We start from the raw sequence: 14,188 nt of genomic DNA, 5'->3' as shown, positions 1-14,188 counted from the left end.
GTGGTGTGAGTGCTGACCGCACTGTACGTTCCGGCCAACCGGCCGGACCGGTTCGCGAAAGCTGTTGCCGCGGGCCCGGATCTGGTGGTGTTCGACCTGGAGGACGCGGTCCCGGTCGCCGACAAGGCCGAGGCGCGCGGCTGGGCGGTGGCCTGGATCGCGGCGAACGCGCACGGTCCGGTGCAGATCCGGGTGAACGCGCTGAGCTCGCCGTGGATCGAGGACGATCTGGCGGCGATCTCATCCGTGCCTTCGGTGCGGATCCGGGTGCCGAAGGTGGAAAGCGCGGCCGATGTCCAGGCCGTACTGGACAAGGTGCCGTCGGCAAGGATCACCGCGCTGCTCGAGTCGCCGCTGGGCGTGGAGCGGGCGTACGAGATCGCGACCGCCGATCCGCGAGTGGAGGCGATCGCGCTCGGCGAGGCGGATCTGTCCAGCGCGCTGGGTGTTGACGGGGCGGAGGGGCTGGCGTGGTCGCGCGGACGGCTGGTTTCGGCTTCGCGGGCGGCCGGGCTGGGTGCACCGATGATGTCGGTGTACCCACATGTCGACGATCAGCCCGGGTTGCTTCGTACGTCGCTCGAGGGTCGCCGGCTCGGTTTCGTCGGCCGCACCGCGATCCACCCGCGCCAGCTGAGCACCATCGTCGAAGCGTTCACCCCCACCGCCACCGAAACAGCCGAAGCCAAGGCCCTCCTCGCCGCCGCCGAACAGGCCGGCGTCACCACCGGCGGCGTCATAGTCCTCCCCAACGGCCGAATGATAGACCCCGCCATGCTCGGCCGAGCCCAAGAAATAACCACCCTCCACCACCAAACCACCCCCCGCCCCCACTGACCCCCCACCGCGCCACCACCCGCGGCCCCACCACCTGCAGCCCAGCACCCGCCGCCGCACCACCCGGTGCCCGTCACCCCACCGCCTGCCGCCCCGCCACCGGGCAGCCCAACCACGTGCCGCCGCACCACCCGTCACCCGCGGCCCGTCGCCCCGCCACCCACCGCTCGCCACCCACCGCCCACCGCCTACCACCGGCGGCCCGCCGCCGCACCACCCGACACCTGCCGCCGCACTACCCGCGGCCCGCTGCCCACCCGCCGCCGCATCACCCACCGCCCACGGCCCATCTCCCGCCGTGCACGACCTACCGCGCATCGCCTACCGAGCGCTGCCCGCTGCGCGCCGCCTGCCGCGTACCGCCTATGGCCCGCCGGCCGCCGGCTCGGCCGTCCCACCGCCCCGCGGGAGCGGTCAGTTCTGGGGTTTGCCTCTGCGCTTGTCCCTTCGCACGGTGCTCTGGGTAGCCACCGTGTAGAAATTGGCGCTCAGGACGGGTGGTGGCCTCCCAAAGTGCGGTCGGGGTCGGGCCTGGCGCGCGCGTAGGGTGGGTGAACGGGTAACGGCGGGGTTGACCTCCGAAATGATGGTGGTTGACGGGGTGCCGGGGTGGTGCTCGGGTGGGGCGGAGCTAAGGTCGTAGGCATGCTGCCGCGCAGTGTTGATGCCGTTGTGATCGGGGCCGGGCCGAACGGGCTGGTGAGTGCGAGCACGCTCGCCGACGCCGGCTGGGACGTCCTGGTTCTGGAGGCCGCCGACGATTTCGGCGGTGCGGTCCGGTCGACCGAGGACGGTGGCTGGATCAGCGATCGTTTCAGTTCGAACTACCCGCTCGGGGTCGCCTCACCGGTGATCCGTGCGCTCGAGCTGGAGAAGTTCGGGCTGAAATGGGCGAACGCGCCACTCCCACTCGTACACCTCCTGGACGAGAACGGCGCATCCGCCGCGATCCACCCGGACCCAGAGGACACCGCGAAGTCACTCGGCGCTGAGCACCCCGGCGACGGCGAAGCGTGGTTGCGGCTGTATCAGCAGTACGTGTCGATCCGCGAGCCCTTGCTGAAGGCACTGCTCACCACCTGGCCACCGATCGCACCCGGCGTACGACTCGCGCGGAAGCTCGGCTCGGCGGGTGAACTGCTGCGGTTCGCGCGCTTCATGGCGATGCCGATGCACCGGATGGGCCTGGAGCTGTTCGACGGGCGCCACGGACCGGCGATCCTGGCCGGGAACGCGCTGCACGCCGACGCGCCGCTCTCGGGCAGTGTCAGCGGCACGATGGGCTGGCTGCTCGCGATGCTCGCCCAGGACGTCGGGTACCCGGTCGCCGCCGGCGGATCGTCCGCATTCTCCGGCGCGCTCGTACGCCGTGCCGAACGTGCGGGTGCGCTGATGGTGCCGGGCATGCCGGTCACGGGCATCGAGGTGTCAGCCGGCCGGGCGACGGCGGTTCGTACCGCCTCGGGGGAGACCGTCGCGGTCGAGCGAGCCGTCATCGCCGACACCTCCGCACCGGCCTTGTACGGCGAATTGTTGCCCGAGGCCCTTGTTCCGGCGGGCCTGCGGCGAGATCTGGACGAGCGCTTCGAGTGGGACTATCCAACGGTCAAGCTGAACTTCCGGCTCAGCGGCCCGATCCCGTGGATTTCGGAAGAAGCACGCTCGGCAGGCGTCGTACACCTGGGCGGAACGGCCGACGACCTCGTCCACCTCTCCGCCGATCTCGACACCGGCCGCGTACCGTCCCAGCCGTTCCTGCTGATCGGCCAGACCACCAAGTCGGACCCGTCCCGCTCGCCGGAAGGCACCGAGGCGGTCTGGGCGTACGCGCACCTGCCGCGCGGGATCGCCGATGACGCGTCCGCGGAGAAGCTGGCCGGCCGGATGGAACGCACCATTGAACGATTCGCCCCGGGCTTCGGCGACCTGATCATCGCCCGCGACCTGCAGCGCCCGTCCGCGCTGGAGTCCGGCAACGCCGCGCTGGGCTTCGGCGCGCTCGGTGGTGGCACGATGCAACTCCACCAGCAGCTGGTCTTCCGCCCGACGATCGGCCTCGGCAGCGCGCGTACTTTCGTCAACGGCCTGTACTTGGGCAGCTCCGCGATCCACCCCGGCGGCGGCGTCCACGGCGCCTGCGGCCATCTCGCCGCCCGCACCGCCCTCCGCGACGCGTCCGTCCTCGGCCCGCTCACCCGCACCTTCCCCACCGCGGCCCTCCGCCACCTCCAACGCTGATCGGCGCGCTAAGAACAGGAGGTGGTCTCCCGGAACACCGTTCGGGAGACCGGCGCCACGCTCAGCCGCGGCACCGGAGTGCTACTACTACCTGTCCTTAGGGACCGGGCGGCTAGGGTCGGAGGGTGAGACTCGACGAGGCCGAGTGCCGGGCGCGGGTGGCGGCGGCCCGGGTTGGGCGGTTGGCGACCGTTGCCGCCGACCTGCGCCCGCATCTCGTCCCGGTCACGTACGCGGTGCACGGCGACGAACTGTTCATCGCGATCGATCAGAAGCCGAAGACGACGACCGCGCTGCAGCGGCTGCGGAACATTTCGGCGCACGACCAGGTCGCGGTGCTGGTCGACGAGTACGACGAGGACTGGACTCATCTGTGGTGGGTACGCGTCGACGGTGTCGCGCGGGTGGTGCCGTACGACGCGGCGGCGATCGAGTTGTTGAGCGCGAAGTACCCGCAGTACGAGGCAGATCCGCCGCGTGGTCCGGTGATTGTGATCCGGGCTGACCGGTGGTCGGGATGGGCGTACCAGGGGGAGGTCACGTGACGCAGGTCGATGAGTTGATGCGCGAACTGGCGCCGCAGGTGCTGGGATTCTTGACGCGGCGGTACGGGCAGTTCGATCTGTGCGAGGACGCCGTGCAGGAGGCTCTGCTGGCGGCGGCGACGCAGTGGCCGATCGACGGCGTGCCGGCGAATCCGCGGGGCTGGCTGATCACGGTGGCGACGCGGCGGCTGACCGATGCGTTCCGGAGCGACAGCGCGCGCCGGCGGCGGGAGGATTCGGTCGCGGCAATGGCGGGCCCGGAGGAGTTGGTTGCCCCGGGCGCCGATGCCGACGAGCCGCCGGATGCGGACGATACGTTGACTTTGCTCTTCCTGTGTTGCCATCCCGCGGTGACCCCGGCCTCTCAAGTGGCGTTGACGTTACGGGCAGTCGGCGGTCTCACCACGGCCGAGATCGCGCGGGCGTTCATGGTGCCGGAGGCAACGATGGCGCCACGGATCAGCCGGGCGAAGAAGAGCATCAAGGCGGCCGGAAGCCGGTTCGTGATGCCGCCGGAGCCCGAGCGCGCGGAGCGGTTGCGGGTCGTACTGCAGGTGCTGTATTTGATCTTCAACGAGGGGTACACGGCGAGCTCGGGGGAGGCGTTGCAGCGGGTCGAGCTGACGGCGGAGGCGATCCGGCTGGCGCGGATGCTGCGGGCGGCGCTGCCCGACGACGGCGAGGTCGCGGGCCTGCTGGCGTTGATGTTGCTGACCGATTCGCGGCGCGCCGCGCGGACGACCGCGGATGGCGGGCTGGTGCCGATCGATGAGCAGGACCGATCGTTGTGGGATCGCGCGCAGATCACCGAGGGCGCCGACCTGATTCTGCGTACGCTGCAAAAAGGCACCGTCGGGTCGTACCAACTGCAGGCCGCGATCGCCGCCGTACATGCCGAGGCGCCGAGCGCGGACGAGACGGACTGGCGGCAGATCCTGTCCTTGTACCTGGTCCTGGACAAGCTCGCGCCGAACCCGATGGTGACGCTGAACCGGGCGATCGCGCTCGCGCAGGTCGAGGGGCCGCAGGCCGGGCTGGACCTGCTGGCGACGCTCGAGGACGACAAGTTGATCACCGAGACGCACCGCCTGGACGCCGTCCGCGCGCACCTGTACGAGCGGGCGGGCGAGCTGACCAAGGCGCATGAGCACTATCTCGCGGCTGCCCGCCGGACGACCAGCCTCCCGGAGCAGCGCTACCTGCAGGCGAAGGCGGCCGCGATCGCGGACTGAGCCGCTGTGCCGTCTCGCCGGGGCAGGTGGGTTTTCCACGGCTAAGCGTGACCTGAGTTGTAACTTCGGTTTACAGTTGCCGGTATGAGCCTTCAGCAGCGCACCCGCCGGGACGCGATCGGCTTCGGCGTCGCCTGGCTGAACAAGCTGGCGCGATCGCGGACGATCGACCGGTTCGGACTGCGAAAACCGGCCGAACGGATGGTTTTCGAGGCGACCAAGACCGGATTCCGGACGGCGGGAGCGCTTTCGCGGCGGTTCACCGCGGTATCGAAACAGGCCGCGCCGTCCCGCCTGCCGGCTGCGCGGGGGAGCGGGCACTTCGACCTGACCCCGACCGAGGACCAGGAGCTGATGGTCGGCGTCGTCCGCGAGTTCGCGACCGAGGTGCTGCGCCCGGCCGCCTCAGCCGCGGATACGGCCTGCGCGACCGAGCGCACCGTGCTGGATTCGTCCGCCGAGCTCGGGTTGAGCCTGCTGGAGGTACCAGAAGAGCTCGGCGGCATCGTCACGGAGCGGTCCGCGATGACAGGCGTACTCGTTGCGGAGGCGCTTGCGTACGGCGACATGGGCCAGGCGGTCGCATGTCTCGCACCGTCCGCGGTCAGTACGGCGATCTCCTTGTGGGGCGATGAGACACAGCAGGCGACGTACCTGCCGGCGTTCACCGGCGAGTCCGTACCAGCGGCCGCGCTCGCGTTGGTGGAACCACGAGCGGTGTTCGATCCGTACGAACTGAAGACGCGCTACACCGGCGGGCTGCTCAACGGCGTGAAGTCGCTGGTCCCGCGTGGCGCCGAGGCGGAGCTGTTCGTGATCGGCGCGCAGACCGACGCCGGGCCGGCGCTGTTCCTGATAGAGGCCGACCATCCGGGCGTGACGATCGAGGCTGAGCCGTCGATGGGGCTGCGCGCGGCTTCGCTGAGCCGGGTGATTCTGACCGACGTACCGGCGGCACCGCTCGGTATGGTCGAGGACTATGCCGAGTGCGTGCGGCTGTCGCGCCTCGGGTGGTGCGCGCTCGCACTTGGTACGTCGCGGGCGGTGCTCGATTACGTGACGCCGTACGTGAACTCGCGGCACGCGTTCGGCGAACCGATCAGTCATCGGCAATCCGTGGCGTTCATGGTCGCGAACATCGGGATCGAGCTCGAGGGCATGAAGCTGGTCACGTACCGGGCCGGATCGCGTGCTTCCCAAGGATTGCAGTTCGCGCGCGAGGTGGCGCTGGCGCGACGGTTGTGCACCGACAAGGGCATGCAGATCGGTACGGATGGCGTACAACTCCTTGGCGGCCACGGTTTCGTGAAGGAGCATCCGGTCGAACGCTGGTACCGCGACCTGCGCGCGATCGGTGTGATGGAAGGCGCGGTGCTGGTCTGATGATCAACCTCGAAACTCCACGGAAGTTCCGTGCTTTCGTGAACCAGGCGCATCAGGTCGCGGCGGAGATGCTGCGACCGAACTCCCGCCGGTACGACCTGGCCGAACACGAGTACCCGATCGAGCTCGACATGCTGGCCGCGATGGTCGACGGATTGGGTGCCTCCGGCAACGGTTCCGGCGCCGGGGCCTCGGGCGTACGCCGTGCTGCCGCCGCCGAGGCCGGCGTGGTCAACGGGTCGAACCTGTCGTCGGTGCTGTCGATCATGGAAATGTGCTGGGGCGACGTCGGCCTGCTGCTGTCGATGCCGCGGCAGGGCCTGGGCAACTCGGCGATCGCGTCCGTCGCATCCGACGAACAACTCCGCCGCTTCGACGGTCTGTGGGCCGCGATGGCGATCACCGAACCCGAGTGCGGCTCTGATTCCGCGAGCATCCGCACCACCGCCCGCCTCGACGGCGACGCCTACGTCCTGAACGGCGAAAAGATCTTCGTCACGGCCGGCGACCGCGCCGACGCGGTGGTCGTCTGGGCAACCCTGGACAAAACCCTCGGCCGCGCCGCCATCAAGTCCTTCGTAGTTCTCAAAGACACTCCCGGCCTGACGGTAGAACGCCTGGAACACAAACTGGGAATCCGGGCCTCCGACACGGCAACCATCCGCCTGGAAAACTGCCGAGTCCCCACCGAAAACCTCCTCGGCTCCGCGGAAATCAACACCGAAATGGGCTTCGCGGGGGTCATGCAAACCTTCGACAACACCCGCCCTCTGGTAGCCGCAATGGCAGTCGGCTGCGCCCGAGCCGCCCTCGAACTAACCCGCGACCTGCTCTCCGAGGCCGGCATCGAAATCGATTACGACCGCCCCCTCCACCACCAACCCGCAGCCGCCGCCACGTACCAAACCCTGGAAGCCGACTGGGAAGCCGCCTACCTCCTAACCCTCCAGGCCGCCTGGCTCGCCGACAACGGCCACCCCAACTCCCTCCAAGCCTCAATCGCCAAAGCCAAAGCCGGCCGCACCGCCAACACCATCACCCTCACCTGCGTAGAACTAACCAGCTCCCTCGGCTACTCCGAACACCACCTCCTGGAAAAATGGTCCCGAGACACCAAAATCCTCGACATCTTCGAAGGCACCCAACAAATCCAACAACTAATCGTCGCCCGCCGCCTACTGGGCAAGACGTCAGCCGAGCTGAAATAGCCTTACCAGTTGCTGGCTGGGGCGGGGACCTTGCCTGCGGCCACCGTTCCAAGAATGTTCCAGTGTCTCGCCAGAATTTCTCCAGTGCGTGGTTGCAGAGTCGTCTACGCAAACCACTCGCATCACTCGGAGGAATTACATGCGACTCGTCAGATTGATGGTCGGTCTCGCCGCGCTGGCCGCTACGACGGTACTGCCCGTCACAGCCAACGCCGGCGGACCTGAACAGACCTCGACTTCCGCGGGACAGCAGACGCAATCCCGGTCGGCGGAACAGCAGGCGCAACATCAGCCGGCGAACCTGGACGCGGGTGTTCTGGAATCCCCGCCTGGCAGGTACTGCAACATCAACCCGCCAACGGGCACTGTGTGTCTCTACGCCCACCACAACGCGGTCGGATGGAGCGCTCACTACGCCAAGTGCGGACCCGCGGACATCCCTTCGTGGCTTGATCCCGGAAATCCGAACAACAACGGTGTGAGCTCGTACTGGGATGAACAGACAGGTGGGGCGTACCTCGTGGGGTACAACGACAACACTCCGGTGTTCGACACGAAGAACAAACATCACACGGTGAATCTCGTGAACGGAAATGACAAGGCCTGGTGGGTCCGCGTCTGCTGACTGGGGAGAGCACAGCGGCCGGCCGCAGAAATCTGCGGCCTGCTGTCTGATCAGGAAGGAGACGAATGAGGTCGCGATGGTTGGAGAATCGATGGCCGGCCGCCGTTGCGGTCATGCTGCTTGCCGGCGCAACTGCTGCCTGCACGGCGACTGAGGCCGGGTCAACTGATCGAGCTCTGGAGGCGGCTGCCGGGCCCTCGATCACAATGCGGCAGTTACCGGCCGATATCGGGCAGGTCGCCTACCCGCTCGATCGTTACCGCCTCACCGCGGCGGAGCAGCGCTTGATGGAGCAAGCAACCTATGGTTTGGTACGCCGATGCACGCTGCGCTTCGGCCTCGATCTGCCTCCGCTGGGGAAGGCGATCGACAAGACGCGCCGAGATCGGTACGGGCTCTCCGACCCGGTCGAGGCGCGGACCTGGGCGTACTCCCTGGACAAGCCATCGGTGCTGGCCCCGGCCTGGCTGGCGCCGATCGCACCGGGGAACCGGTTGCACTCAATCGTCACCGGATCCACTGCCGACGGGCGGCCGGCGAAGGAGCAAGGGCTGCCGGCCGGCGGTTGCGGCGGGTCGGCACGTCGAGCCTTGGCGCAGGATCGCACGTCATTGGGCGACGATCTGGTAGCCAGGCTCGACAGCGAGGCCTGGAAGAACGCCAGAGCGGACGCCCGGGTTCAACGGGCTGAGTCGTTGTGGCAGCGTTGCATGAATGCTGCGGGCTACCGATATCAGAACGCCGTGGAGGCTCCTTACGCCTATTGGGGAGAGCAGAGGCTGCTCGGTCGGAAGGCTGTGTCGCCGGCGGAGAAGAAGTCCGGCATCAAGCCCAGCCGTGCCGAGGTTGCCGCCGCACTCGTCGACGTCCGATGCAAACGAACGTCGGGTTTCCTGCAGACGTGGGTTGCCGTGACAATCGCCCGGCAACACCAACTGGTGATCGATCATGGTCCGGCGTTGCGACAGCATCGCGAAGCGTTGAGTTCGAGCGTGCGTACTGCGAAGCAGTTCCTCAGAGCCGGCTGATCATCGGCGTTCATGAGGTCGTGTACATCGGTGGTAGCGGAGTCGCTCGCGCAGATCTCCACTCGCCGGGGCCCCTTCGACGATGCGGTCGCGAACACCGCTGACCAGGGGCCCCGGTCGTACCCCGAGTTCGTCGTCGAGCACCCGCTCCAAGTCACGGTAGCGCCTCAGCGCTTCGGCTGCTCGGCCATTGCGTGCCAGGGCCTGTAGGAGAAGAGCCCACAGGCTCTCTCGGAGCGGATGTTCGCCGGTCAGGTTCTCGAGCTCAGGAATCACGTCACTCTGCCGGCCCAAAACCAGCTCGGCCGTGACACACTCCTCGACGATCTGCAGGCGCCGGCTCTGTAGGCCGGCGGCATGCGATTGGACGACTTCCAGGTCGACCCCGGCGAACGCTTCGCCGGCCCAGACATCGAGGGCCTGGCGCAACGTGTCCGCCGCCCGCTCTGTGGCGCCGGATTCGCGGGCTTTCCGGCCCGTACGAACGAGCTCTTCGAAGTGCGCCAGATCGAAGCTGTGCGCAGGAACTACCAGCTGATAACCGCCCGCCAGCGACTCCACCGGTGAACGGCCGTCGGACGTCAGCAATCCGCGCAGCCGATAGATATATGACTGCAGAGTCGCTACAGCCGAGGCCGGCGGTGCGCCGCTCCACAGCTGGTCGACCAGCAGATCACGGCGACGAGGCCGGTTCGGCTCGATCAGCAACAGCGCAAGCAGTTGCCTGAGCTTCCCGGAACCAACCTCGACCGGATGCGCGTGATTCCGTACCTCGAGCGGCCCTAGTACGCGGAATGTGAACTGAGCTGCGAGGTTCATCTGACCTCCACGAGGGTGATGTCGCGCTGGAGCGGTTCGGCGAGGAACAACCGCAGGATCACAAGGCGCGCTTTCACTCCGCATTCACACTGCTGTCTCAAACCGGGCGCCGTGGGTCTACTCAGGAGCTTCTCGGACAGCATTGTTCGAGTTAGCATGGCCGATCACTCGATTTCGGGCGCGCATGGTGCGTCGAAGGGGGTCGTTCTGGACAAGGAACGCGCGACAGCGGTCGGCCAGGTTGCCATTGGATGTCTTGGTCCGATGATGATGTCGTCAGCGGGGCATCCGGTGTTCTTGCCCGCAGGACGGCTCCGAGTCGTCCTGTGTGTGCTCGCGCTGGCCGGGGGTGCGACCGTCTCGACGGACAGGTTGATGTTCGCGCTCTGGGACGGGGATCTCCCCGAGCGCCCTTTGGCGACGCTGCAGACCATCGTGTCGCGGCTGCGAAGCCGGGTGGGCGAGGGGATCGTGCTGACCGAGCCTGGCGGCTATCGCCTTGCCGTCGGCTTCGATGCTGTTGATGCGCTCCGGTTCGAGCGCCTGACCCACGAAGCACTGGAAGCTCGTGCCGAGGCGCCTGGCAAGCTCGATGCAGCGCTCGCCTTGTGGCGAGGGGAGCCGTTCGCTGACCTGGACTCGAAGTGGCTGCGGAACAACGAGGCTCCACGGTTGACCACTCTCTACCTCGACGCTGTCGAGTTGCGTACTGAGCTTGCGCTGGAGCAGGGACGCGGTGCGCAGCAGTTGCCGACCCTGGTGCGGCTCGTCAGCGATTTTCCGTTGCGGGAGACCTTGTGGTGTCGCTTGATCGATGTGTTGGCCGAAGCGGGCCGACCGGCCGAGGCGCTCGTACAGTACGAGCGGGCGCGCCTTGTCCTGAGCGATGAGCTCGGAGTCGACCCGGGGCCAGAACTGCAGTCGCGCTACCAACGCCTGCTCGGCGCGGAGACCTACACAGATCGGGCGCGGCACCCGGTACCACAGCAGTTGCCGGGCTACCACGGCATCGTGGTGGGACGCGAGAGCGAACTGGCGAACCTCGACCGTCTGCTGGCGGATGCGAGTACCGGTGCCGCGGTGATCACAGGCACCGCAGGCGTCGGCAAGACAACGCTGGCGGTGTCCTGGGCCCGACGCGTCGCGGCGCGCTTCCCTGGCGGACAGATGTTCGTCAACCTCCGCGGTTTCGAGCCCAACGCCGAGCCGGTCGGAACGGACGAGGCCGCACGATGGATGCTGGACGCGCTCGGAGTGGAACCGCAGTCGATGCCGGCCGGCGTCCCGGCACAATCGGCACTCCTGCGAACGCTGCTTTCGGAGCGGAAGGTCCTGGTCGTCCTCGACAACGCTCGGGACGCGCAGCAAGTCCGGCCGCTGCTGCCCGGGTCGACCGACTCGTTCGCGCTCGTCACGAGCCGGGATCGGCTGACGCCGTTGATCGTCGCGGGCGCCGGTCCGGTCGTAGTCAGCCGGTTGTCCCGGACGCAGTCGGTGGAACTCCTCGAGAGCCGCCTCGGAGACGCCATCGTCGGGGATTCGCGCGATGTCGTCCCGGCTCTCACAGAGGCGACGGCGGGGCTCCCGCTAGCGCTTGCTGTTGTCGCCGCCCGAGCGGCGGCATCGGCGCCGTACGGACTGCAACTCATTGCTGATGAGCTGCGCGACGACGGCCATGCACTTGATGTGTTGTCCGGCTCGGACTCGGCCACGGACATGCGGGCGGTGCTCTCGTGGTCGTACCGTGCGATGCCTGACGAGGTTGCGAAGATGTTCCGGTTGCTCGCACTGCATCCCGGCCCCGAGTTCGGCCATGGCGTCGCCGCGAGCCTTCTGGGCACCGATGTGCAACGGGCCCGGCTCATTCTGCGGCAACTCGAGGAAGCGCACCTGATCGAGGGCTCGCGGCCTGGGCACTTCTTCATGCATGATCTGCTCCGCGCGTACGCCGCGGAGGTCACGCCCGTTGCGGAGAAACAGGACGCCATCGTCCGACTGGTCGACCACCATCTACACACCAGCACCGCGGCCGCGTTGGTGATCAATCCGCAGCGGGTTCTGGAACTGTCCGAGCCTGCAGCGGCGGGAGTTCGTGTCCTTGTTCTGACCGAGAAGCAGCGCGCGCTCGATTGGTTCGCGGAGAATCATCGTGTCCTGGTGCGCATCGTCGATCTGACCGTCGCGACCGGTCACGACCGCCGTGCGCTGGAACTGATCGCGGCCCTGCGTACCCCGTTGAACCGTAGTGGGCGATGGCAACACTGGCACGACTGGGTGCACATCCAAGCGGTAGCTGTTGGCGCAGCTCAACGACTGAACGACCGAGAGGCAGAGGCGAATGCGCTGCTGGTCGGCGCGCGTGCGCACGGGCGCCTGACCAACTACGAGAAGTCCATCGAGCTCGGCAATGCGTGTATCGCCATCTGCCACGAGTTGAACGATCATCACCTCGAGGCATCTGCGTGTCAGACCCTGGGCAACGCTGCATCGAGCTGGGACCGTCAGGACCTCGCGGAGTCCTACAGCTTGCGTGCTCTTGAGCTGTATCGGCTCGTCGGTGACGAGTTCGGCGAAGTTGTCGCGACGCACGAACTCGGCTACCAGTATGCGCTGCTCGGTCAGTACGACGAGGCCTTACAGCATTGCCGCTACGCGCTCGAACGCATGGAGGCAGGCGCTTGGGATCAGATGGAGATCGCTGCGGTCTGGGACAGTCTCGGCTTCATTCATCTCCGAATGAGCGACGCGCCGAGGGCGATCTCCTGTTATCAACGGGCTGCTGACCTGTATCAGGCCGAAGGCGACCAGTATTACACCGCGATGGGGATCGCCAAGGTCGGCGATGCCTACGCCTCGAACGGCGACCGGGAACGAGCAAGAAACAACTGGATCCACGCAGTACACAAGCTCGAAGCCCTGCAACACCCCGACGCCGTCGCCGTACGCAAACGCCTCGGCTAACTGACGTTCGTGATGGGGATGATGTGTGCCGTAGGTGTGCAGGGTTTCCTAGCTCGCGAACCTGATCGCGCACGACGTTCCCATCGGGTGCACCGTGAGCAGCTTCGGTAGGGTGTTGTCATCATGGGCGTAGATGTCGTGCTGAAACAGGTGAGCCGGCCAGGGACGAGTTCGAGGCGCCGTCGGCTGGCTCAGCTGGATATTGTGCCGGACACCGATGATGTGTTGGCCAGAATCTGCGAACGTAGCAAGCTCCCGATGCTGCGCCGGGTCGATCCGTACGACGACCTGATCCTGACCGCAGCGGAAATGCCCCAGTTCCTCGACGAGGTGGAGACGGAGCGGAAGCTCACCACCGACGATCAGGAGCGTGCGCTCCTGGCTGCCGTCCATCACCTCGGCGAACACTGCTCGACGCAGCCTTGCACCGAACTCCATCTCGAAAGTGATTGACCTCTACCCGGAGCCGCCGCATCTGACGATTGCGGTGTGGGTGGCCGAGGACGAAGAGCTGGCCTTCGGACGCGCCTGTGATGTAGTGGGTGAGGTCGGGTGTGTGCCGTCGGGCGTGGTTGAGGTTGCGCCGCGGGGACTGCGGTTCGGGATGCTCCAGGATTTGGAGGAGCGGTCGATCGTGCGACTCCGTCGTGAGGACTTCGAGTCCGTGGTCCATGGCGGGGACCCGGTGTCGCGCTCGTTGAAGGCTGGATATCGCGCGAAGGGGCTCGGCACGGTGATCGTGGAGCACCTGTTCGGGACCGCGGGGGAGACGCATCCGGTGGCAATCTCGTTGTCCGCGGGTGCGCTTGGTTTGCCGGATGAGATTCGGAAGTCGAAGGACCGGAAGGCGGCGGACAGGTTGGCTGGCTGGGCGACAGAGGTCCTACGAGGGCTCACCAGCCGTACCGAGGCCGTCTACGGTGCGATTGCGGTCGAGGAGACCCTGCCGACTCCTAGTGCGCTCCGTGCCGGCCATTCGATCGGCAGTCTGCCATTCCTCTCGGCTGTGCTTCCGGTCGCTGTTCTGGGCAAGTTCCACAGCGCCTTCGGCCGAACTCGGCCCGTTGATTGGGCCCATGGCAGCTTCTTTCCCAGTGGGACGTCATTCGTTACCGGAGTCCACCTCCACTTGATCGGACCGCTCGTTCTTCCAGCGGGGGTAGCCGGCGATCGCGGTCTCCTGTGCGGTGTGGCTGGGGTAGCGAAGGTGGCGCGCAACCGTGGTGTTTGGAGCGGTCAGGACTTGCGTTTGGTGATTTCTTCGGTGGCGGTTGGGAGGACCTTGTGCAGGTCGCCGACGACGCCGAAGTCG

At 67.1% G+C, this 14,188-nt stretch carries 12 protein-coding genes; 11 read left to right on the top strand and 1 reads right to left on the bottom strand.

The genetic code is table 11. The annotated features are described in order from the left end of the window. Positions 1-9: 9 nt before the first annotated feature. From ABD260_RS04920 to ABD260_RS04885, 8 genes are all read left to right on the top strand, one after another. Positions 10-837 (top strand): HpcH/HpaI aldolase/citrate lyase family protein, encoded by an 828-nt coding sequence (locus ABD260_RS04920; RefSeq protein WP_344232112.1) that lies wholly within the window; start codon positions 10-12, stop codon positions 835-837. Positions 838-1,482: 645 nt separating this feature from the next. Beyond that, positions 1,483-3,075, top strand: a complete 1,593-nt coding sequence (locus tag ABD260_RS04915; RefSeq protein ID WP_344232111.1) for a phytoene desaturase family protein — start codon at positions 1,483-1,485, stop codon at positions 3,073-3,075. A gap of 125 nt (positions 3,076-3,200) precedes the next feature. Beyond that, positions 3,201-3,620, top strand: a complete 420-nt coding sequence (locus ABD260_RS04910; protein ID WP_344232110.1) for a TIGR03668 family PPOX class F420-dependent oxidoreductase — start codon at positions 3,201-3,203, stop codon at positions 3,618-3,620. After that, positions 3,593-4,852 (top strand): RNA polymerase sigma factor, encoded by a 1,260-nt coding sequence (locus tag ABD260_RS04905; protein ID WP_425553290.1) that lies wholly within the window; start codon positions 3,593-3,595, stop codon positions 4,850-4,852. Before ABD260_RS04910 ends, ABD260_RS04905 begins: the two co-directional genes overlap by 28 nt. An 84-nt stretch (positions 4,853-4,936) precedes the next feature. Further along, positions 4,937-6,235, top strand: coding sequence for an acyl-CoA dehydrogenase family protein (locus ABD260_RS04900; protein WP_344232109.1), 1,299 nt, complete (start codon positions 4,937-4,939; stop codon positions 6,233-6,235). After that, entirely contained in the window at positions 6,235-7,443 is a 1,209-nt protein-coding gene (locus ABD260_RS04895) for an acyl-CoA dehydrogenase family protein (protein ID WP_344232108.1), read from the top strand. Before ABD260_RS04900 ends, ABD260_RS04895 begins: the two co-directional genes overlap by 1 nt. A 139-nt stretch (positions 7,444-7,582) precedes the next feature. After that, the gene (locus tag ABD260_RS04890) at positions 7,583-8,068 is read left to right on the top strand and encodes a hypothetical protein (RefSeq protein WP_344232107.1); all 486 of its coding nucleotides are present in this window, start codon (positions 7,583-7,585) and stop codon (positions 8,066-8,068) included. An 80-nt stretch (positions 8,069-8,148) separates the two neighbouring features. Beyond that, positions 8,149-9,096: a hypothetical protein gene (locus tag ABD260_RS04885; protein WP_344232106.1), complete on the top strand. Its 948-nt coding sequence runs from the start codon at positions 8,149-8,151 to the stop codon at positions 9,094-9,096. Here the strand turns inward: ABD260_RS04885 and ABD260_RS04880 are convergent, their stop codons facing one another. Further along, positions 9,097-9,915, bottom strand: coding sequence for an AfsR/SARP family transcriptional regulator (locus ABD260_RS04880; RefSeq protein WP_344232105.1), 819 nt, complete (start codon positions 9,913-9,915; stop codon positions 9,097-9,099). An 18-nt stretch (positions 9,916-9,933) separates the two neighbouring features. On the opposite strand from ABD260_RS04880, the gene ABD260_RS04875 reads away from it, so the two are divergent. The 3 genes from ABD260_RS04875 to ABD260_RS04865 form a co-directional block, all read left to right on the top strand. Further along, positions 9,934-12,876: an AfsR/SARP family transcriptional regulator gene (locus tag ABD260_RS04875; protein WP_344232104.1), complete on the top strand. Its 2,943-nt coding sequence runs from the start codon at positions 9,934-9,936 to the stop codon at positions 12,874-12,876. Between the two features lie 123 nt (positions 12,877-12,999). Beyond that, positions 13,000-13,329: a hypothetical protein gene (locus tag ABD260_RS04870; RefSeq protein ID WP_344232103.1), complete on the top strand. Its 330-nt coding sequence runs from the start codon at positions 13,000-13,002 to the stop codon at positions 13,327-13,329. 40 nt (positions 13,330-13,369) lie between these two features. Next, positions 13,370-14,188 (top strand): hypothetical protein (locus tag ABD260_RS04865; RefSeq protein ID WP_344232102.1); only part of this gene is annotated, 819 nt, incomplete at its 3' end.

This window comes from Kribbella hippodromi, assembly GCF_039531045.1.
Classification (GTDB): Bacteria; Actinomycetota; Actinomycetes; order Propionibacteriales; family Kribbellaceae; genus Kribbella; species Kribbella hippodromi.
The sequence above is the reverse complement of the archived record's forward strand: the minus strand, read 5'-3'. Positions and strand labels throughout refer to the sequence as shown.

Excerpts from the sequence above, each read along its gene's own strand:
- ABD260_RS04875 (WP_344232104.1), top strand. The coding sequence starts at position 9,934 with ATGTCGCGCTGGAGCGGTTCGGCGAGGAACAACCGCAGGATCACAAGG.
- ABD260_RS04915 (WP_344232111.1), top strand. The coding sequence starts at position 1,483 with ATGCTGCCGCGCAGTGTTGATGCCGTTGTGATCGGGGCCGGGCCGAAC.
- ABD260_RS04905 (WP_425553290.1), top strand. The coding sequence starts at position 3,593 with ATGGGCGTACCAGGGGGAGGTCACGTGACGCAGGTCGATGAGTTGATG.
- ABD260_RS04870 (WP_344232103.1), top strand. The coding sequence starts at position 13,000 with ATGGGCGTAGATGTCGTGCTGAAACAGGTGAGCCGGCCAGGGACGAGT.
- ABD260_RS04880 (WP_344232105.1), bottom strand. The coding sequence starts at position 9,915 with ATGAACCTCGCAGCTCAGTTCACATTCCGCGTACTAGGGCCGCTCGAG.
- ABD260_RS04895 (WP_344232108.1), top strand. The coding sequence starts at position 6,235 with ATGATCAACCTCGAAACTCCACGGAAGTTCCGTGCTTTCGTGAACCAG.
- ABD260_RS04900 (WP_344232109.1), top strand. The coding sequence starts at position 4,937 with ATGAGCCTTCAGCAGCGCACCCGCCGGGACGCGATCGGCTTCGGCGTC.
- ABD260_RS04890 (WP_344232107.1), top strand. The coding sequence starts at position 7,583 with ATGCGACTCGTCAGATTGATGGTCGGTCTCGCCGCGCTGGCCGCTACG.